Origin of the sequence: Coleofasciculus sp. G2-EDA-02, from assembly GCF_040226375.1 — a bacterium.
In the GTDB taxonomy this organism is placed as follows: Bacteria; Cyanobacteriota; Cyanobacteriia; order Cyanobacteriales; family Coleofasciculaceae; genus Coleofasciculus.
This window is the reverse complement of record NZ_JAVKEW010000140.1, coordinates 60,328-78,646: the sequence shown is the minus strand read 5'-3', so window position 1 is coordinate 78,646 and position 18,319 is coordinate 60,328. Positions and strand designations below refer to the sequence as shown.

At 46.0% G+C, this 18,319-nt stretch carries 16 protein-coding genes, 1 tRNA gene and 1 pseudogene; 11 read left to right on the top strand and 7 right to left on the bottom strand.

Annotated features, from left to right (window positions below):
- Window positions 1-170 precede the first annotated feature (170 nt).
- The 7 genes from RLO19_RS16530 (at window position 171) to RLO19_RS16500 (ending at window position 6,372) form a co-directional block, all read left to right on the top strand.
- Window positions 171-482 (top strand): carbon dioxide-concentrating mechanism protein CcmK, encoded by a 312-nt coding sequence (locus tag RLO19_RS16530; protein ID WP_446358084.1) that lies wholly within the window; start codon window positions 171-173, stop codon window positions 480-482.
- Window positions 483-568: 86 nt separating this feature from the next.
- The gene (locus RLO19_RS16525; protein WP_006105258.1) at window positions 569-910 is read left to right on the top strand and encodes a carbon dioxide-concentrating mechanism protein CcmK; all 342 of its coding nucleotides are present in this window, start codon (window positions 569-571) and stop codon (window positions 908-910) included.
- Window positions 911-1,038: 128 nt separating this feature from the next.
- Window positions 1,039-1,341: a EutN/CcmL family microcompartment protein gene (locus RLO19_RS16520; protein ID WP_446339168.1), complete on the top strand. Its 303-nt coding sequence runs from the start codon at window positions 1,039-1,041 to the stop codon at window positions 1,339-1,341.
- A gap of 271 nt (window positions 1,342-1,612) precedes the next feature.
- On the top strand, window positions 1,613-3,328 hold the full coding sequence (locus tag RLO19_RS16515; RefSeq protein WP_446358082.1) for a ribulose bisphosphate carboxylase small subunit: 1,716 nt from the start codon (window positions 1,613-1,615) through the stop codon (window positions 3,326-3,328).
- Window positions 3,329-3,581: 253 nt separating this feature from the next.
- The gene (locus RLO19_RS16510) at window positions 3,582-4,184 is read left to right on the top strand and encodes a hypothetical protein (protein WP_446358080.1); all 603 of its coding nucleotides are present in this window, start codon (window positions 3,582-3,584) and stop codon (window positions 4,182-4,184) included.
- A gap of 135 nt (window positions 4,185-4,319) precedes the next feature.
- Window positions 4,320-5,099 carry a BMC domain-containing protein gene (locus RLO19_RS16505; protein WP_446339165.1) on the top strand — a complete coding sequence of 260 codons (780 nt, stop codon included), beginning with the start codon at window positions 4,320-4,322 and terminating at the stop codon, window positions 5,097-5,099.
- Window positions 5,100-5,358: 259 nt separating this feature from the next.
- On the top strand, window positions 5,359-6,372 hold the full coding sequence (locus RLO19_RS16500; protein WP_446358118.1) for a LysR substrate-binding domain-containing protein: 1,014 nt from the start codon (window positions 5,359-5,361) through the stop codon (window positions 6,370-6,372).
- On the opposite strand, the gene RLO19_RS16495 is transcribed toward RLO19_RS16500, so the two are convergent.
- On the bottom strand, window positions 6,314-7,429 hold the full coding sequence (locus RLO19_RS16495) for an ABC transporter permease (protein ID WP_446358079.1): 1,116 nt from the start codon (window positions 7,427-7,429) through the stop codon (window positions 6,314-6,316). The genes RLO19_RS16500 and RLO19_RS16495 overlap by 59 nt on opposite strands.
- 10 nt (window positions 7,430-7,439) lie before the next feature.
- Entirely contained in the window at window positions 7,440-8,315 is an 876-nt protein-coding gene (locus tag RLO19_RS16490) for an Npun_R2479 family HD domain-containing metalloprotein (RefSeq protein WP_446339163.1), read from the bottom strand.
- 306 nt (window positions 8,316-8,621) lie between these two features.
- Between RLO19_RS16490 and RLO19_RS16485 the strand changes: the two genes are divergently transcribed.
- Window positions 8,622-8,693 (top strand) — tRNA-Gly (locus tag RLO19_RS16485).
- Window positions 8,694-8,780: 87 nt separating this feature from the next.
- Here the strand turns inward: RLO19_RS16485 and RLO19_RS16480 are convergent.
- From RLO19_RS16480 to galE, 3 genes are all read right to left on the bottom strand, one after another.
- A complete protein-coding gene (locus tag RLO19_RS16480; RefSeq protein ID WP_446358077.1) occupies window positions 8,781-9,305 on the bottom strand; it encodes a hypothetical protein in 525 nt (174 codons plus the stop codon).
- A 38-nt stretch (window positions 9,306-9,343) separates the two neighbouring features.
- On the bottom strand, window positions 9,344-9,637 hold the full coding sequence (locus RLO19_RS16475) for a hypothetical protein (RefSeq protein ID WP_446358116.1): 294 nt from the start codon (window positions 9,635-9,637) through the stop codon (window positions 9,344-9,346).
- A gap of 250 nt (window positions 9,638-9,887) precedes the next feature.
- On the bottom strand, window positions 9,888-10,886 hold the full coding sequence (gene galE, locus RLO19_RS16470; RefSeq protein WP_446358114.1) for a UDP-glucose 4-epimerase GalE: 999 nt from the start codon (window positions 10,884-10,886) through the stop codon (window positions 9,888-9,890).
- Window positions 10,887-11,353: 467 nt separating this feature from the next.
- On the opposite strand from galE, the gene RLO19_RS16465 reads away from it, so the two are divergent.
- Window positions 11,354-12,331 carry a YdcF family protein gene (locus tag RLO19_RS16465; protein ID WP_446358075.1) on the top strand — a complete coding sequence of 326 codons (978 nt, stop codon included), beginning with the start codon at window positions 11,354-11,356 and terminating at the stop codon, window positions 12,329-12,331.
- Window positions 12,332-13,053: 722 nt separating this feature from the next.
- Here the strand turns inward: RLO19_RS16465 and RLO19_RS16460 are convergent.
- Complete coding sequence (locus tag RLO19_RS16460) at window positions 13,054-15,852, bottom strand: UPF0182 family membrane protein (protein WP_446358073.1); 2,799 nt, start codon at window positions 15,850-15,852, stop codon at window positions 13,054-13,056.
- A 100-nt stretch (window positions 15,853-15,952) separates the two neighbouring features.
- On the opposite strand from RLO19_RS16460, the gene RLO19_RS16455 reads away from it, so the two are divergent.
- Window positions 15,953-16,720, top strand: coding sequence for a tetratricopeptide repeat protein (locus tag RLO19_RS16455; RefSeq protein ID WP_446358072.1), 768 nt, complete (start codon window positions 15,953-15,955; stop codon window positions 16,718-16,720).
- A gap of 3 nt (window positions 16,721-16,723) precedes the next feature.
- Window positions 16,724-17,044: pseudogene (locus RLO19_RS16450) on the top strand (tetratricopeptide repeat protein); the annotation flags it as partial.
- 107 nt (window positions 17,045-17,151) lie between these two features.
- Here RLO19_RS16450 and rfbB read toward each other — a convergent pair.
- Window positions 17,152-18,225 (bottom strand): dTDP-glucose 4,6-dehydratase, encoded by a 1,074-nt coding sequence (rfbB, locus tag RLO19_RS16445; RefSeq protein WP_446339154.1) that lies wholly within the window; start codon window positions 18,223-18,225, stop codon window positions 17,152-17,154.
- Window positions 18,226-18,319 lie beyond the last annotated feature (94 nt).

The following is an 18,319-nucleotide window of genomic DNA, read 5'->3' as shown; positions in this document are numbered from 1 at the left end:
CACTTTGATTAAGAATTATCATAATAATTTATATTGTCAATTGTACCAAGCTTCTCTATGCTTGATTTTGGCTAGTAATTTATGGCTAGAATTCGGCATTCCCGTCCAAATTTTTGCCCAACCGGGATGGGCTGACTCATCGTCAACGTAGTTGCAAGGAGAAAATCAACGTGCCAATTGCTGTAGGAATGATTGAGACAAAAGGCTTTCCGGCTGTCGTCGAAGCCGCTGATGCCATGGTGAAAGCCGCCCGTGTCACCTTAGTCGGGTATGAAAAAATTGGCAGTGCGCGGGTCACGGTGATTGTTCGGGGCGATGTCTCAGAAGTCCAAGCCTCCGTCTCCGCTGGCGTAGAAGCGGCTAATCGGGTAAATGGGGGTGAAGTCGTATCAACCCACATCATTGCCCGTCCCCACGAAAATTTGGAATATGTCCTACCGATTCGATATAGCGAAGCCGTGGAACAATTCCGAGCCTATTAGCGATACCTCTACGCTTAGATTGGGCTAAATCCTGGCGCTGGCTAGGTGTCAAAACAGAGAAACCCCTAGATTTTGGAGAAACGTTTATGTCAATCGCCGTTGGAATGGTAGAAACCCTTGGCTTTCCGGCTGTCGTCGAAGCCGCTGACGCCATGGTAAAAGCCGCCCGCGTCACCTTAGTCGGGTATGAAAAAATTGGTAGTGGTCGGGTAACGGTTATCGTTCGGGGCGATGTGTCGGAAGTCCAAGCCTCCGTCGCCGCTGGTGTAGATAACGTCAAGCGCGTCAATGGGGGTCAGGTTCTATCCACTCACATTATCGCCCGTCCCCATGAAAACCTAGAGTACGTGCTGCCGATTCGGTACACTGAAGACGTGGAACAGTTCCGGGAAAGCACCAATGCTATCCGTCCGCTTAACCGTCCTTAATTATCCTTAAGTATAAAGAATGGGAAAGGCTGATTGGGAATTGGGGGAGCCGCAAGAGTATCTCCCTTGAGGGCGGAGACTCAATCTGCCAAAATCCAACTATCCAAAATCCCAGTAGTGGAGGATAAATGCAAATTGCCAGAGTGCGGGGTACAGTGGTTAGCTCTTGTAAAGAACCTAGCCTAAGAGGTGTAAAATTTCTCTTAGTACAGTTTATAGACGAGGAGGGTAAACCTCTACCCAACTACGAAGTGGCAGCAGATATTGTCGGTGCGGGTACGGATGAGTGGGTTTTGGTGAGTTGTGGCAGCGCAGCACGTCAGGTGGGTGAAAGTGATAAGCGTCCTATTGATGCTATGGTAGTGGGGATTATCGACACGGTTAGTGTAGATAATCACATTCTCTACAGTAAGAAAGATCAATATCGATAGTGTGGGGTGAGAAGGTAATCCGAAATCGTTAACACCAATTACGAGCAAGCTATGAGTCTGACTCACTTGTCGGTCTAAGATTACTAACCGCCAAACAGAGGACTCAAACCCTGATTTGGCGGGGAAACCCAATAAGTATTCTACGATCTTTATCTTCCCATTTGGGCAGACATCCAAGGGATTTGGATGAGCAATTTGGATGAAATGCTCTTGGTTCAATCCCAGAAAACAAAACGTTGATATACGTTGTCAAAGGCAGGAAAATATTATCATGGTAGTTCGTAGCTACGCGGCACCCCCGACCCCTTGGTCAAAAAGTTTGGCGGAACCCCAAATTCACGAAAGTGCCTACGTCCACTCCTTTTCTAACATTATCGGAGATGTCAAAATTGCCGAAAATGTCCTGATTTCTCCGGGGACTTCCATTCGAGCAGACGAAGGTGGACCATTTTACATTGCCGCTGGCTCGAATATTCAAGATGGAGTGGTGATTCATGGCTTAGAAGATGGGCGAGTGATGGGAGATGACCAAAAATCCTACTCGGTCTGGATTGGGAAGAATACCTCAATCACTCATCTATGCCTAATTCATGGTCCAGCTTTCATTGGAGATGATTGCTTTATCGGCTTTCGCTCCACCGTGTTTAATGCTCGCATCGGTCATGGCTGTATCGTTATGATGCATGCCTTGGTGCAAGATGTGGAAATTCCGCCGGGGAAATATGTACCTTCTGGAGCAGTGATTAATAACCAGCAGCAAGCGGATCGACTGCCCGATGTCCAACAGGAGGATCTCACGTTTGCTCACCATCTTATCGCATGTAATGAGGCATTGCGATCAGGGTATCAGTGTGCAGAGGATGAAGCTTGTATTGCGCCAATCCGCAATGAGAGGGTTCAGCCGTCTGAGTCGGATACCGAAAATGGAAATCAATCTTCTCGTCGTTCTTCAAATTATTCTTATAGTTCCATGCCTTCCTATACAGCCATAAGTTCAGACCTTCAAAAACAAATTCGTCAACTGTTAGCTCAAGGATATCGGATTAGTGCCGAATATGCAGATGAGCGGCGCTTTCGGACGAGTTCCTGGAAAAGTGCGATCGCGATTCACTCAGATCGAGAATCAGAGGTACTCGATGCTCTGAGCGATTGCTTAGCCGAACACGCGGGTGAGTACGTGCGCCTGATTGGGATTGACCCGAAAGTCAAACGGCGGGTGATGGAAGAAATTATCCAAAGACCCGGTGATCAAGCATCCAAGTCCACCCCCTCTAAAGCGTCTTCGAGTTATCGTTATAGTCAACCTGCGGCGAGCAACAACCGTCAAGTTTCCAGTTCACAACCTCAATTAGAGTCTGATCTTCAGCAAACGGTGGCGGGACTGGTCGCTCAAGGTTATGGGATTGGCTTAGAATATGCCGATGAGCGGCGCTTCCGCACCAGTTCCTGGAAGAGCGCGATGTCGATTCAATCCAATCGGGAATCGGAGGTGATGGCGGCGATTACCGAGTGCTTAGCCGAACATGAGGGTGAGTACGTGCGCTTGATTGGGATTGACCCCAATGCGAAACGACGGGTGATGCAAGAAATTATTCAACGACCTGATAGTAAAGCCTTGACAACAGGGACATCAGTCTCCTCCACCTCCAATGGTCGCCGCGCCAGCACCAGCACTCCGGTATCCGCACCCGCCAAACCGGATTCTGTATCACTAGGAGACACCTCTTTGAGCCGAGAGGCGATTGATCAAGTCCGGGGTTTGTTAGCTCAGGGCTACAAAATTGGTACCGAACACGCTGACAAGCGTCGCTTCCGCACCAGTTCCTGGCAAAGCTGTTCTCCTATCGAATCCAATCAGGTTTCTGAGGTGATTGAGGGGTTAGAAGGCTGTATGGCTGAACATAGTGGAGAATATGTACGTCTGATTGGCATTGATCCAAAAGCCAAGCGGCGTGTTTTGGAAACCCTGATTCAAAAGCCAGATTGAGCAACCATTACCTCAAGAACTGTTAGAAGTCCGCTTGCAGAGAAAGGGTTATTTTCGATTGGGGATTTGAGATAGGGTAAGATCTCCTAGGGATTCTTTCTCCAGAATTGTTCAATTATAAATTGACAATCTTTAATCCTCAATCCCTTTCTTTGGCAGGAGAGATAATCCGAAATTGCCTGTTTCACAATCGAGAAACTTCTGATTCTATTGACCTGATTATCTTCACGTTTATAATGTCTATAAATATAAAATGCATTTGCCCCTGCCACTACCATTGAGCAGTCATTCTCATGTCTATGTTCAAGGTGATGTAACTATTGATCCGAGTGCTGTGATCTCATCGGGAGTAATTTTACGGGCTAATCCTGAGAGTAAAATTATTATCGGGGCGGGTGTTTGTATTGGGGCTGGTTCAGTTATTCACGCTTACCAAGGAACCTTAGAGGTAGAAACCGGAGCCAGTCTGGGTGCTGGTGTGTTGGTCGTGGGTCAGGGTAAAATTGGGGCAAATGCCTGTGTCGGTCCATTGACTACGATTTGGAATGCTTCGATTGAGCGATTACAAGTTGTTCCCGCAGCGTCTGTCATTGGCGATTCAGGGCGTCAAGTTGCTGATGTATCCTTAAGTGCGACTCCTCCGGTTAGCCCCAATCCTCCAGAAGCGGTGATCCCATCTCCTCCATCTCCTCCTAAACAGCAGGAGGTCAACCCACCCGTTGATTCACAGATAGCTTCTAGTGAGTCCACGACGGAGGAGAAACCTGAATCTGCCAACTCCCAGGAGGAAAAGTCAGTCTATGGACAAGGGAGTGTAGACCGGATTCTCAAAACTCTATTTCCCTACCATCAATAATTTGCACGTCTTTGTAGTGTAAGATCAGCGCACAGATGGGTCATACCGATAAGTTGTTAGGGTTGAGGTGTTGGGTTTCTTAGACTGGATGAGAGGCAACACTTAACAGCCAACAACGAAATGGAGAGCCGAGCTATGGAGTCATACAACCCTGGGATTGTCCCCCACGCCCCCTCTACTCAACGTAATCGCTTTCGTAACTCCTCTTTGGGTTTGGTGTCTACGCTCAGTTTCCCTGTGATTGTGAGTACGGCTGATGCGATGCTCAAGGCGTCTGGAGTGACGTTGGTGGGATTTGAGAAAATTGGCAGTGGTCATTGTACAGCAATTGTGCGCGGCGCTACAGCAGAAGTGCGGATTGCGGTGCAAGCTGGAGTTGAACATGCTAAACGAGAAGGTCGTTTACTGTCCTCTCTGGTGATTCCTCGACCATTTCCGAATTTAGAGGTTGTCTTACCCCTTGGCTCTCATTTGTTGGAAGAGGCGCAACAGCCGACGCGATCGCGCCATAGTTCCCAAGCTCTGGGACTTCTAGAAACCCGAGGCTTTCCCGCGATCGTTGGTGCAGCGGATGCTATGCTCAAATCAGCAAATGTAGAACTGACGGGATACGAAACCATTGGCGCGGGCTTATGTACTGTTATTATCCGGGGTCGGGTGGCGGAAGTCGCCATGGCGCTGCAAGTGGGGATGGCAGAAGCACAACGTATTGGGGAACTGGTTGCTGTTACCGTGATTACTCGACCCCTAGAGGATCTCGAACAAGCCCTACCCTTGGCAAGTTACTTCATTGAAGAGGAACAGACGCCCGAACCGCTAAGATTGCCTGTCGAGGTCAAAGAAACACAGAAGGAATTAGTCGAACTCCCTGATTTAAATAAATTGCCCGCGCCGACTAAAGAACTTGACTTGTGATGTTTGACCGATAAAAAAAGCGTTGCACCCAATGCCAACGATGACAGGATTAAGCTTCCTGTAGGGTACAGGCTAAAACCAAACCGCTTATTCCTGAACATACAACTGGCTTAGGGGGCAACGCGAGATGGAAGGAAGACTGTCACTTGTTTGGCGTTATCTGAAATCTTAACCCAGAGTTACCATAGGTAAAATACATTGTTTTAATAGAAATCATAGACTATAATCTATGCATTATTCGCCTAAGGAGGAGTTATCGTTGAAGCAAGCCACGCTGCATCAGCTCAAAGTATTTGAAGCCGTTGCTCGACATAATAGCTTTACTCGTGCTGCCGAAGAACTATTTCTCACCCAACCCACCGTGTCAATGCAGGTCAAACAGCTTACCCGAGCAGTTGGTGTTTCCTTATTTGACCAAGTAGGCAAACGTCTCTATCTTACCCAAGCCGGAGAGGAACTCGTCAAGACCTGCCGTGCCATATTTGAGAATTTAGAAAAATTTGAGATGACAGTCGCTGACCTGCAAGGGTTGAAGCAGGGACGTTTGCGGGTTGCTGTGATCACAACAGCCAAATATTTTATTCCCCGGTTACTCGGTCCATTTTGTCGGCGTTATCCAGGAATCGATGTGTCGCTACAGGTGACCAATCACGAACACATCATTGGTCGTCTAAATGACAATGCTGATGACTTGTATGTCATGAGTCAACTACCGGACTATCTGGATATTACCTACGAAGCCATCATGGAAAATCCCCTGGTCGTGATTGCGCCTGCGGATCATCCCTTAGCCAATGAAACCAATATTCCACTGGAGCGCTTGGGGGATGAACCCTTTATTATGAGAGAACCGGGGTCAGGAACGCGCAAGGCGGTGCAAGAACTCTTCGATGCCCGTGATATTACCCTAAAAGTGCAGCTTGACTTGGGCAGCAACGAAGCGATTAAACAAGCGATCGCGGGAGGGTTGGGTATTTCGGTTTTATCCCGTCACACCTTAGCATTAGAAGGCATCTGCAATGAACTGACGATTTTAGATGTCGAAGAATTCCCGATTGAACGATACTGGTATGCCGTTTACCCAAACGGCAAACAACTCTCCGTTGTCGCTCGCACATTTCTCGACTATCTACTCACGGAAGGCAAAGACTTTGCCCAAAAAACTGCCCCACGGCGAACCTCGGCACAAACGCAAGCTAAGGAAACCCCTCCCCCTAGCGATGCAAACTCCGAGGATCAAGGGCATCCCGTAAACCATCCCCCAGCAAGTTAAAAGCTAAAACCGTCAAAATAATCAGTACGGCGGGGGGCCAAATTAACCAGGGTTGTAGCACCAAAATCGAAGCATTGGTTGCCAAGGACAGCAAATTTCCCCAAGAAGGGTCAGGTTGCTGAATTCCCAGACCGATTAAACTTAGCACCGACTCCGCCACAATAAAACTAGGTACAGCCAGAGTCGCCGAGATAATCACATAAGTCGCCGTTTGGGGCAGAACATGACGCACAATAATGTATAGCGGCTTAGCCCCCATCGCTTGGGATGCTTGGACAAATTCTCGTTCTTTAATCGACAAAACCTGTCCGCGAATCACCCTTGCCAATCCAGCCCAGCCAATAAACGACGTAATCAAAACAATTAATAAAAATCGTTGGGCGCTGGTTAGTCCTGGTGGTAACACGGAAGCCAGCGCCACGAGTAGGTATAGGGTGGGAATCGTCATCATAACTTCAACTAGGCGCATAAGAATGCCATCGAGCCACCCCCCGAAATAACCAGAAATTCCACCAATGATTAAACCCAGAGGAAAAGAGATCGCAATTCCCACTAAACCGATACTGAGACTAATCCGCCCTCCATGCACCAAACGACTAAATTGATCGCGACCTTGCTCATCAGTACCTAATAGATTCAGTTTACCTTCACCAATGGTGCCGAATAAGTGAAAATTCATCGGAATTCCGCCAAAGATCTCCACCTCTTCAAAGTTGGGGGGTAAGGGGAAACGAAGTTGGAGAAACTGGTAAGCCGAACCTTGAACAAATAAGCCGATGGGGGATGGATTTTGCCAATCCACCATTAGTTCTCGTTCCCCTGTCTCTAAATCCGTTGGTCCTTGGGTGGTTGGATAGACGTGTGGACCCATAAACCTGCCCTCAGGAGTGCGCCAATAGACTTGGGTTGGTGGCAACAGGGAACCATTCGGTTGGGAGACATAAGGGTCATAAGGGGCTACAAAATCAGCCGCAATCACGGCAATGTAGAAAATCAATAGCACGATCGCGCCAAACCGAGCTAGGGGGTTCTTTTTCAGTTTTTGCCACCAGTTCATAGGTTAGGGATTAAGAGTGAAGCTGTTGTGCGAGTTGTCGGTGTTCTTCTTCGTTCTTTTCGTGTTCCACAACAAACACGTTGGAGTAGAGGTTGGCGGTGATTTGCTTACCCTCTTGAGTTAGGGAAAGGTAACGCAGGGCTTCCTGAATAAAAGGAAACACTCCATTCCAGTAAAACCGAGAATAACCAGCGCGAAGGTCACCAGGATGCTCATATCCTAAGGCTTGATTGACACCTGTTTCTTCAAACTCGTAATATAGAGAACTAATTTTCTTGAGATAGCGGGGATCAGAAAGCTGACCAATTAAGTCAGAGGCACGAATCAAACCGGGATAGTTCAGGGTATCTCGATGATCCCCTTCTTTGGGAACCGGGAAACGAGTCAGTTCAATATTGAGCTTAATCAGTTCAGCGTCAATCAGTTTGTGACCGCCAAATCGCTCATCGATAAACAGTTTCGCCCGATCAACATGATGAGGCGTTAGGGATGCATCGGTAGCGCCAGGGGGCAGATGCACCATCTCACCATGTTTGCCCGTCGCGTACAGTCGTTCAGTTTCGCGATCCTGACGACAGACGCCTTTAACATAGCCAATGTCGTGGCAAACCAGAGAAATGATAAAGTGCAACCAATCTTCTGGAGTGACGCCACCTTCACGGATATGCTTGCCTCGGAGAATCTCCTGACCCACTAAGGTGACGAGGATAGAATGCTCGACATTATGATAGAGGGCGTCGCTGTTGGCAATATTTTCCATTGCCATACTGCCTGCCCAAGCAATAATGTCCTCATAGTCAGTTTTTAGCCCTCCATAAGTCCGGTGGTAGCCTTCCCGGAGTCTTTGGACAAATGAGTTTATGAGAATTTCTGTTGCGTTAAACATCCTGGGTAATCCCTGCGGAGTGCAATGGTTTGAGGATTGATGGAACAGTTACAACTCTATACTTTACAGGATGCAACGAAATTAGGCTGATTGCCATCTAAAGATTCACAACCTCGGCGTGTTCTTGGTCATATCCAGCTATTGCCGAACTCGCAACCCCTTTACTTTTGGTCATTCCAGGGTTTTGGCATCAGTGCTAACCTATCGGGTTCAATCAGGTTAAGTCTTTGCGTCCAGAGTCGAGCAAAGATCTGAGGTCAATTTATTGATATAATACTCTATAGATTGCTCGTTGAGAGCCAACTTGCGGGTGTAGTTCAGTGGTAGAACGTCAGCTTCCCAAGCTGGATGTCGTGGGTTCGAGTCCCATCACCCGCTTTGTCTAAAACCTAATCCTATCAAGCTTTTCCGGCATTAAGTAGTGCAGCGCAGCCAAAAGAAACTATGGCAACGTATTCATGAGTGTCAATCACCGGAGCAGTAAGCATTAAGATTATCAACTAATTGCTTTTCTGGGGTCGTTGCTTGCTGCAAATTCATCTGTGCCGCTTCCGCCGCTTGGCGGTCTTTCTGCTCAAACGCCACGGCGAAATCACGCATAGCTTGACTTGTATCGCGATACATATTAGAGAAACTGGTTTGATAGTCCTGTAACGTCTCATCGGTTACGTCTATCGCGTTCATTTCTGTAGATGCCTTATCCATGACCGCCGCCGCTTGTCGCATTGCCTCGGCTTGCGGATTGTCCTCTTGAACACCATTGGTCACAACTTTGGCATCACTAACAGCTTGATTCGCTACCTGAATCATTTGGTTACACTGAGAAACCTTGCTCTGACCACAGCTTACCGCTAATAGGCTAATCACAGCCGTGACAAAGAGCCTGAGGAAATTTCGCTGAGGACAATACATAAATGCTCTGGGTTTCCCTTGGGGATGTTGTCCATTTTTTCTCGACTGGCGCGTCGATGTAGTTTGAGAAACGCTCATGATTTAGGATTAAGCCGTCCAAAATTGTAACGCTACTTCTAGCTTACTGACTTCTGCTGAGCTTCGATGGCAGCAGTAAGGCGTTGGAGTGTTTCCGTGAGTTGTCCAAGTTCTGCGAGTGACTCATTTTGATTTTCGGCTAAGGTTTGCACCGCATCACTCAAAGCGAAGAGTTGGTAGCCCTGTTGTTGAACTTGATGCCCTTGGTGTTGTACCTGCACAGCCAAAGCATCAACCCGCTTTCCTAGACGGTCAATAGTCTCAGTTGTGGCAAGCACCGCCTCACCAATTTGTCCAACAATGGATTCCAAGCGGCTGATTCGAGCTTCCAGGGAAAGAGTCCCTTGGTTGGTAGAGTTGAGGTTGTTTTTAGCCTTTCCAGTCTGGGTGTTTCTATTCACCGATAATTGTTTCACTGCTTCTGCTTCAAAAAACTGACGTGAACTCCGAGTTTCTTAGAAAATAGCAGATGAACTACCCAGCCCTACTTGATTGAGGGCTGTATTTGAGCATCCAGCCCTGTAGAACTGCGTTTTCGACGCTTCACTTGCGGACATCGGCGATCAGGTTGTCCATACTGTACTAATGATGACGCCGTTGATGCCACTGCCAAGCATCGCTGATAATTTTACTTAGCTCCGGGTATTTGGCAGACCAACCCAGAATTTTTCTCGCCTTGTCGCTACTACCGACCAAAATGGGTGCATCACCAGGGCGGCGATCGCACTCAATGATTTTAATATCTTTTTGGGTGACTTGCCTTGCTGTTTCAATCACCTGTCGCACGGAGAAACCGTTGCCACTGCCTAAATTAAAGATTTCACTCTTGCCGCCACCTAACAAATACTCTAGCCCCAGGATATGGGCATCTGCCAAGTCGCTGACATGAATATAGTCCCGCAAGCAGGTTCCGTCTGGGGTGGAGTAGTCTGTTCCCCAAATAGCGATCGAGTCTCGTTTGCCTAATGCTGTCCACAAAACTAAGGGAATCAGATGGGTTTCTGGATAATGATCTTCACCCAGTAGTCCTTCAGGATTCGCCCCAGCCGCGTTGAAGAAGCGAAACACAATTGAACGTAAATTATAAGCGCGATCAAAGTCGGCTAACATGCGCTCCATCATCCACTTACTCGTCGCATAGGGATTGATCGGATTTTGAGGATGATCTTCCGTCATTGGTACGTGTTGAGGCATCCCGTAGACAGCACAGGTGGATGGAAACACTAAGGTTTTCACATCAGCGGCGACCATGGCTTCTAAGAGGGTCAGGGTGCCACTGACGTTATTGCGGTAGTATTTAGCGGGGTAGGTAACCGACTCACCCACGGCAATATAGGCGGCAAAGTGGAGTACAGCAGCAATGTTGTGGGTGGCGAAGATTTGGTTTAACAGGGTGCGATCGCCCACATCCCCGATCACCAATTTTGCTTTCAGGATCTCTTCTACGAATTCTCGATGTCCACAAACCAGGTTATCCAGTACAACGACGTTATAACCTGCCCGTTGTAGGGCTAAGACTGTGTGAGAGCCGATGTAGCCAGCTCCGCCAGTTACTAGAATTTCGGGTTGGACTTGCGACACACTCAAAGGACCCCTGTTTCTTTTTATAGACTAACTTTACAAATATTTTTCCTCTTTGTCTTTGCCTGAGAAGCAATTTTGCTCAAAACTGCCTCGAAATTGGGGAGTGGTGATTAGTGAGGAGGGGATTGGGGAATAGGGGAATTCTCCCCCTGCTCTTAGAACTCCTCGCTCCCAGAGTTCTCTTACCTTATACCCCTCTTGTGGACAAAAGCACACAATTGCGTTCTACCCAGGCGTTGCTCAAACCCAAAGTAGGTAGTTGACAGGTTTGCATAAGTTTGACTGTCCGAAATGGAACTATAATGCCCGTGTTAGGGTAGTTTGAACCGTGGTTCTGCCTAGGTGATACGTTACACAAAACTTGATCCCAATCGCCCCTAACTTGTTAATGGTTATTTTGGGGAGTCAGACGAACCGGTCACAATTCCTCGCTCACCATCAAAACGTTACACCATCAAAACACAATGTTTTTACTACTGACTCGAGTCTTACTTTGGCTGCTGATTGCAGTTATTCTTTACAACCTGTTTAAGAAGGTAATCCCCAAGGAGTATTTTACCTTGCTTGGGGGTTTATTTCTGTTTGGCTTCATTGTTGTGGCGTTTTTCTCTCCCAACAATGATGTGGTATCAACGATTTGGGAGGTTCTCTCGTTTCCCTTAAAGCCTGTTGGTGCGACCATTGTGCTGTTGAGTTTTGCCCTGCGCCAAGGGCTGGAGAAGTCAAAGAACCAGGTTTTAGCAGCCTTACTAATCTTACTTATAGCCAGCACGCCTTTTTTCTCTAACCTGTTGGCGGCGACTACAGAACAAGCAGTGGTTACGCCTGAAGCTGCAGGTGCTCAAACCACCTCAGCGATTGTGGTACTCGGACAAGGAACCACCCAACCTGATGAACCACCTCGAACCCAAATTCAACTTACCGATACGGGCGATCGCATTCTGTATGCGGCTCAACTGTATCGACAATCGGGGAATAACCCTTTAGTCGTGGTTAGTGCTGGTCCTCGACCTAACCTGCAAGGAACTCAAGAGCAAATTGTCGAAGCCAATGATATCCGCGCCTTACTGGTTCAGTTTGGGGTTCCCCAAACTCGGATTGTGGTTGAACCGACAGGGACTGATCTCCGCACCAGCGCCGAAGAGGTTGAGGATATTTTACGCGATCGCGGAATAGCGGACAATCGCGTTTTTCTGGTTACTTCAGCCTATAACAGCCGTCGCGCTCAACAGGTGTTTAGAAGTGTCGGTTTAACCAATGTCATTGCTAAACCGACTGGCTTCTTTACTGTTCAACCGGGTTCAAGATCCACAGTTGACCAGTGGATTGCATCCTTTATCCCCTCTGTAGAATCACTGGCTATCACGACGCAAATTGTGGAGGAATTTTACACTTCGATTTACTATTATTTGCGCGGTTGGCAAACTCCCACCATTATTTAACCCTTTCAAGAATCGGAAAAATCCATGAGGAGGGGAAGTGCTGCGTTTTTCCGAAAGTAGGGGTGGGTTTCTATCATTTATTCCCTCATCCAGATGCGGAGAAACCTGCCCCAATCTAGAGTTTTAGCTGGCGTTATCCCAGGTAGCTGTCAAAAGAAGTAATAAGTCATAACCTGAAATATTTGGCAGCTTAGGTTACCTGTTTGATCGAAAATGTGACAGTTTCTATTTATAGGTGCATACTGATTCGATTACTGAACTTATGTTCTAGTGCCAGAATTAACTCCCCTTCCCCATTTCCCCTATCATTCGATACTTTGTTGATAATTCGATAATTTGGCGGATAAGCTGAAACATTATATAACCTAAGGTCGATGACAAGTCAACTCAGTGAGCCAGACACTGGAGGTTAAATGTTGAATGCCCAACTATTTCTCATCGATTATGGAAACGCTCAAAGAACACAAAGACAATAATATCAATCGTTAACTTTAATTGTGTTCACCTCCTCTCAGTATGCCGCAAGCTTGATGGCGGCAGCTATACTTCTCAGACTTTTCACGGGAAGTCTAAAAACTATTGTAGAGACGCGATGCAAGAAGCGTCTGGGCGGGTTTATTCACATCTGGATACAACCGAAAAGATAGCAGTGAAACCCGCCCCTACACACATTGCCCCAAATACCGTGAAAAGTCTGATACTTCTGCTTTTTTTCACTAGGATTAATTTGGCTCGCCTGCTGACTTTCTCAGGTTTGGCGTAGATTTGGGTGTTTGGTTCAATTGCTGCAAGATGCTTTCTAGTTCTTGTTGATATTGACCATATTTTTGCCAATTGCCTTGACGCATGGCTTCCTGTGCTTTTTGATAAGTTTCTAAAGCAGATTGGGCGAGTTTAGAAACCCCTTCTTTTGGTGGAGCAGATGGTGGAGCAGAAGTAGGTTGTTGCACCTCTGGTTGAGTTCCACCAAAGATAGTAGCTAAGGCTTGCTCTAAGGTTTCCTCCATGACTACTTCTTTAGCATAAGCAACAATCACGCGCTTCAATTCTGGAAGTTCCCCTTGTTCGGCTCGCAGATAAATGGGTTCGACGTAAAGTAATGATTGATCAATGGGAATCACTAATAAATCGCCACGAATCACCCGTGAACCTTCCTGACTCCATAGGGTTAATTGTTGGGAAATTTGCGGATTTTGGTCAATGCGAGCTTCAATTTGTGAAGGACCATAGACAAGTTCTTGTTTAGGGAATTCGTACAAAAGCAATTTGCCGTAATTTTCCCCATCAGAACGCGCTGCCATCCAAGCAATCATGTTATCTTTATTGACGGGTGTAAAGGGCAGAATTAGAATAAATTCTTCCCTCGACTCTTCGGGTAAGCGCATAATCACATAGTAAGGCTCCATGATCCGCTCATTCCCTTCATAGATTTCTGTCGGAAAACGCCACAAATCCTCTCGGTTGTAAAAGACTTGGGGATTATTCATGTGGTAAGACAGATACATCTGCGCCTGAATGGTGAACAGATCTAGGGGATACCGAAAATGAGCTTTTACATCGGCTGGAATAGCCTCCTTGGCGGTAAACAATGTGGGGAATATTTTGCGGTATGTTGTCAGTACGGGGTCATCTTCATCAATGACAAAAAACTGCATTTTGCCATTAAACGCATCAACGACAACCTTAACGGAGTTGCGAATATAATTGATATCTCCTTGGGAAATTTGGGCGATATCCCCACCTTGGAATATGGCGTTTGCATTATGACTTTGGGAAACTGGTTCAGAATAGGGATAGCGATCGCTAACGGTATAGGCATCGATGATCCAGTGTAATCTACCATTAATTAAGGTAATGTAGGGGTCATTATCAAACCGCAAAAAGGGTGCAACTTGGTTCACCCGTTCCTTAATCTGGCGATGGTAATGAATGCGGGAGGTGTTGATAAAGTAATTGGAAATTAAAATTTTGAGATCGCCCAAATCATAAGCATACGCCAATCGCTGCCAAAAAGAAGGGATTGGTACACCACCTTTCCCGTCGTAGGTGGTGAAGGCATTTTCATCGCCACGGGGATAGTCAAATTCTTGGGTATTTGTACCTGTAAATATATAGTTATCGGTTTCTTCGCCGTAGTAAATGGCGGGTTCATTCACTTGGAGATCGATTTGGGAAATCGGTGGAATATCTTGGATAAACAGTTCAGGTAAGCCATCCTCTGTGACGATATTAACGGGACTCATTACCAAACCATAGCCATGGGTATATTTTAGCCTTTGGTTGACCCAAGTCTGAGCGCGATCGGGAACTTGAGAATACAATAGTTCCCGTGGTGAAAGCATGACTTGTCTATAGTTATCGTCAATGGTATAGCGATCAACATCGACATCATTGAATCGATAGTAAAGACGAATTTCTTGCAGTTGGCGATAGGTACTTAATAAAGGTCTATAGTCCCACAAGCGAATGTTACGAATCGTAGATTGGTTCTCTTGTAACGCTTGGCGACTTAATTGTTCTTCCGCTGGATAGTCTTGTGTTGGTACTTCGTCTAAAGCATAAGCCTTGCGAGTATAGGCGATATTATGTTCAATGTAGGGTTTTTCTTTTTCTAATTCATTGGGTTCGACGATAAATCGTTGTTGAAACCAGGGAAAAAGACCACTGAAAACAAGCCAAGCAATTAGATAAATCCCGATTCCGTAGGTGGGTAAGGTAATATTGTTTTGCCAAATTGCCAGGATAAACGACAAGCCTAGCATTAGTGATACAATGCTCATAATCCAGAATGCCAGACGCTGAGCATGATCATCGGTATATCCGGCACCATAGACGACACCATCAGCGGTGTAGAGTAATTCATAGCGTTCTAGCCAAAAACCGATCGCGACAACTAGGGCAATTCCGGCTAACAGTAGACTGAGGTGAGTTTTTACGTCTTTGGTTATGAAATGTTGCCAGTAACGATCTAACCTTATTTTACCTTTTAAAACATAAACAGCAACGGATAATCCAAACCCCCAGAACAAAAGATTCAAGAACCAATCTTTTAGTCCTTCATAGAAAGGAAACTGAAACAGGTAAAAACCAATATTTTGTTGATAAATGGGGTCAGTCAGATTAAAATCTGTGGTATTCAAATATTTGAGTATTGTCTCCCAAGCTGATGCACTAGCTGTGGCGGCGGCTAAACTGACAAGGAACGTTACAACCAGGGCGGCGGAATTGGCTATAGTATCGGTATAGGGAGCTAAATCACTGGCGTCTAGGAAACGAAACGCGCGATCGCGAGTTAGACGTTGCGCCATCCAATAGTTAAACCACAAGAATAGTCCGTAAATAATAAATGTCCCCACCCAAGCCATAATTTTCCAGGTGATCCGCGTCCAGAATACATCTGAAAAGTTAACGGAATCAAACCACCAGGCTTCTGTAAGAATGTGAGCCAGGGTGTGAGAGAAGGGTAAGCCGATGATGACGACTAATAGAAAGCCTATGATAATTTTATTGGCTGATTTCATATTTTTTTAATTAACTCACCGGAATCCGTAAGCCATAATCCAACCCTAACACGAATAGCACGCTCCTTAACCTGAGTTTGTAGTAAGCGCTTTAGGGCTGATGGCACAAAGCGTGCCAACTACTTTTCTCCTGCTAGGAGTACAGAAATTAGAAATAGGTAACTTACAGGGAGCAATTGAGGACTTTGATCAGGCGATTACCATTGACCCCAATTCTGTCCCAGCTTACTTTAATCGAGGTCAAGCCTATATCTTACAGGGAGAAATTCAGAAAGCTTTTACTGATTTCAATCAAGCGATAAAAATTGAGCCTAACTCCTGTATTGCCTATAATTATCGTGGATTGGCTCATCTGCAAAGGGGAGATTTTGAAGGTGCGATCGCTGATTTTACTACAGCGATTGACATGAAATTTAATTTTGCTCCAGCTTACAATAATCGTGGATTTGCACATTTACAATCGGGAAATATTCAGGAGGCTATCGCTGATTTTAATCGGACAATAGAGATTGACCCTAATGATGTTATGGCATACAATAACCGAGGGTTTACTCGTCTGATACAGGGAAATATTCAACAAGCACTTTCTGATTTTAACCAAGCAATTGAGCTTAATCCTAATGATGTTTCAGCGTATCAATCTAGAATCACTGTCAATTTAGAACAGGGAAATATTCAAGGGGCAATTTCCGATTTAAACCGAGTAATCCAGCTCGATCCTAATAATGCACAAGCTTATGCTGATCGAGGACTTGCTCGTCTGCAACAGGGAAAAGTTAAAGATGCAATTAATAATTTTAACCAAGCAATTGAGCTTAATTCTAACTTATTTTTAGCCTATAACAACCGAGGAAGTGCATTTTTATAACAGGGAAAAATCCAGGAAGCAATTGCTGATTTGAGTCAGGCAATTGAGATTAATCCCAACTACGCTCAAGCCTACTCAAATCGTGGTTTTGTTCATCTGCAACAAGGAAATATTCAACAAGCCCTCACTGATCTTAACCAAGCGATTGAAATTAATCCTAACTACACCTCAGCCTATTATCATCGCGGACTTACCCATGTTCAATTAGGTAAAAAAGAAGCAGCGATCGCGGATTTCCAAAAGGCAGCAGATTTATCTAGACAACAGGGCGACATGACGCTTTATCAATCATCTCTTGACCAAATTCAACAGATTCAGCCGTAAAGAGGTACATACGGTAAGGGTACGGCAATGCCGTACCCCTACGATATAGGTTAGATAATCTTTTACGGGGGAGGTCATAAATTTGACGGTTCCCTACATGTCAACAATTAACCATAAATTTGTCGGTAATAATCTTGATACTCCTTAGAAAGCAGGGGTTCCCACCAATCACGATGAGTCAAATACCATTCAACGGTGCTACGTAATCCTCCTTCAATGGTTTCTTTAGGCGTCCAACCCAATTTTGCTTTAATTTTGCGAGCATCAATCCCGTATCGGCGATCATGTCCGGGTCTATCTTTGACCAAGGAGATTAAGTCTTTGCTTGGATAAACCGGCAAATCTGAGGCTAATTCATCCATAAGCTGGCAAACCATCTGTACCAAATCCAGGTTTTTGATTTGGTTATTACCGCCAATGTTATAGGTTTCGCCAGGAATCCCTTGGTGAATGACTAAATCGATCGCCTGACAATGATCATTGACATAAAGCCAATCTCGCACCTGCTGTCCATCCCCATAAACGGGTAACGGTTGACCCAGCATGATGTTAATGCACATCAGAGGAATCAGCTTTTCAGGAAACTGATAGGGACCATAGTTATTCGAGCAATTGGTAATTAACGTGGGTACGCCGTAGGTATGATGATAAGCACGGACGATGTGATCACTACCTGCTTTAGAAGCGGCGTAGGGACTGTTTGGCTGATACGGCGTCGTTTCACTAAACAAAGGGTCATCGGGCTCTAAGCTGCCGTATACTTCATCCGTAGAGACATGGAGAAAGCGATCGCTATCCAAACTTCCCCGCTTTTTCCAATGCTGGCGAAAGGCTTCCAAGAGAGTGGACGTACCTAAAACATTGGTTCTGACAAATGCTTCGGGTCCCAAAATCGAGCGGTCAACATGGGATTCAGCCGCAAAGTGGGCAACTGTATCAATTGCCTCAGTGCGGAGTAAAGCATCAACAAGAGTGCGATCGCAAATATCTCCCGGTACAAACCGAAAATTGTCTCGTCCCTCGACTGAATCGAGATTACGACGATTACCGGCGTAACTGAGCAAATCGAGGACAATCACCCGATCCTGGGGATAGCGATCGCACCAGTGATGGACGAAGTTGGAGCCAATAAACCCCGCTCCACCTGTTATAAGTATGCGGCGAGGTTCTCTTGAAGGCATAATAACTTGGGTTCCTTTTTGCTGTAATCTTGGAGGGGACAGTTCTAACCGTCGATCATCTTAACATCCTGTTAGGGATCAAGCATTAGACCGA

Coding starts and splice junctions, on each gene's coding strand:
- RLO19_RS16525 (WP_006105258.1), top strand. CDS start 569: ATGTCAATCGCCGTTGGAATGGTAGAAACCCTTGGCTTTCCGGCTGTC.
- RLO19_RS16520 (WP_446339168.1), top strand. CDS start 1,039: ATGCAAATTGCCAGAGTGCGGGGTACAGTGGTTAGCTCTTGTAAAGAA.
- RLO19_RS16515 (WP_446358082.1), top strand. CDS start 1,613: ATGGTAGTTCGTAGCTACGCGGCACCCCCGACCCCTTGGTCAAAAAGT.
- RLO19_RS16510 (WP_446358080.1), top strand. CDS start 3,582: ATGCATTTGCCCCTGCCACTACCATTGAGCAGTCATTCTCATGTCTAT.
- RLO19_RS16505 (WP_446339165.1), top strand. CDS start 4,320: ATGGAGTCATACAACCCTGGGATTGTCCCCCACGCCCCCTCTACTCAA.
- RLO19_RS16495 (WP_446358079.1), bottom strand. CDS start 7,429: ATGAACTGGTGGCAAAAACTGAAAAAGAACCCCCTAGCTCGGTTTGGC.
- RLO19_RS16490 (WP_446339163.1), bottom strand. CDS start 8,315: ATGTTTAACGCAACAGAAATTCTCATAAACTCATTTGTCCAAAGACTC.
- RLO19_RS16480 (WP_446358077.1), bottom strand. CDS start 9,305: ATGAGCGTTTCTCAAACTACATCGACGCGCCAGTCGAGAAAAAATGGA.
- RLO19_RS16465 (WP_446358075.1), top strand. CDS start 11,354: ATGTTTTTACTACTGACTCGAGTCTTACTTTGGCTGCTGATTGCAGTT.
- RLO19_RS16460 (WP_446358073.1), bottom strand. CDS start 15,852: ATGAAATCAGCCAATAAAATTATCATAGGCTTTCTATTAGTCGTCATC.
- RLO19_RS16455 (WP_446358072.1), top strand. CDS start 15,953: ATGGCACAAAGCGTGCCAACTACTTTTCTCCTGCTAGGAGTACAGAAA.
- rfbB (WP_446339154.1), bottom strand. CDS start 18,225: ATGCCTTCAAGAGAACCTCGCCGCATACTTATAACAGGTGGAGCGGGG.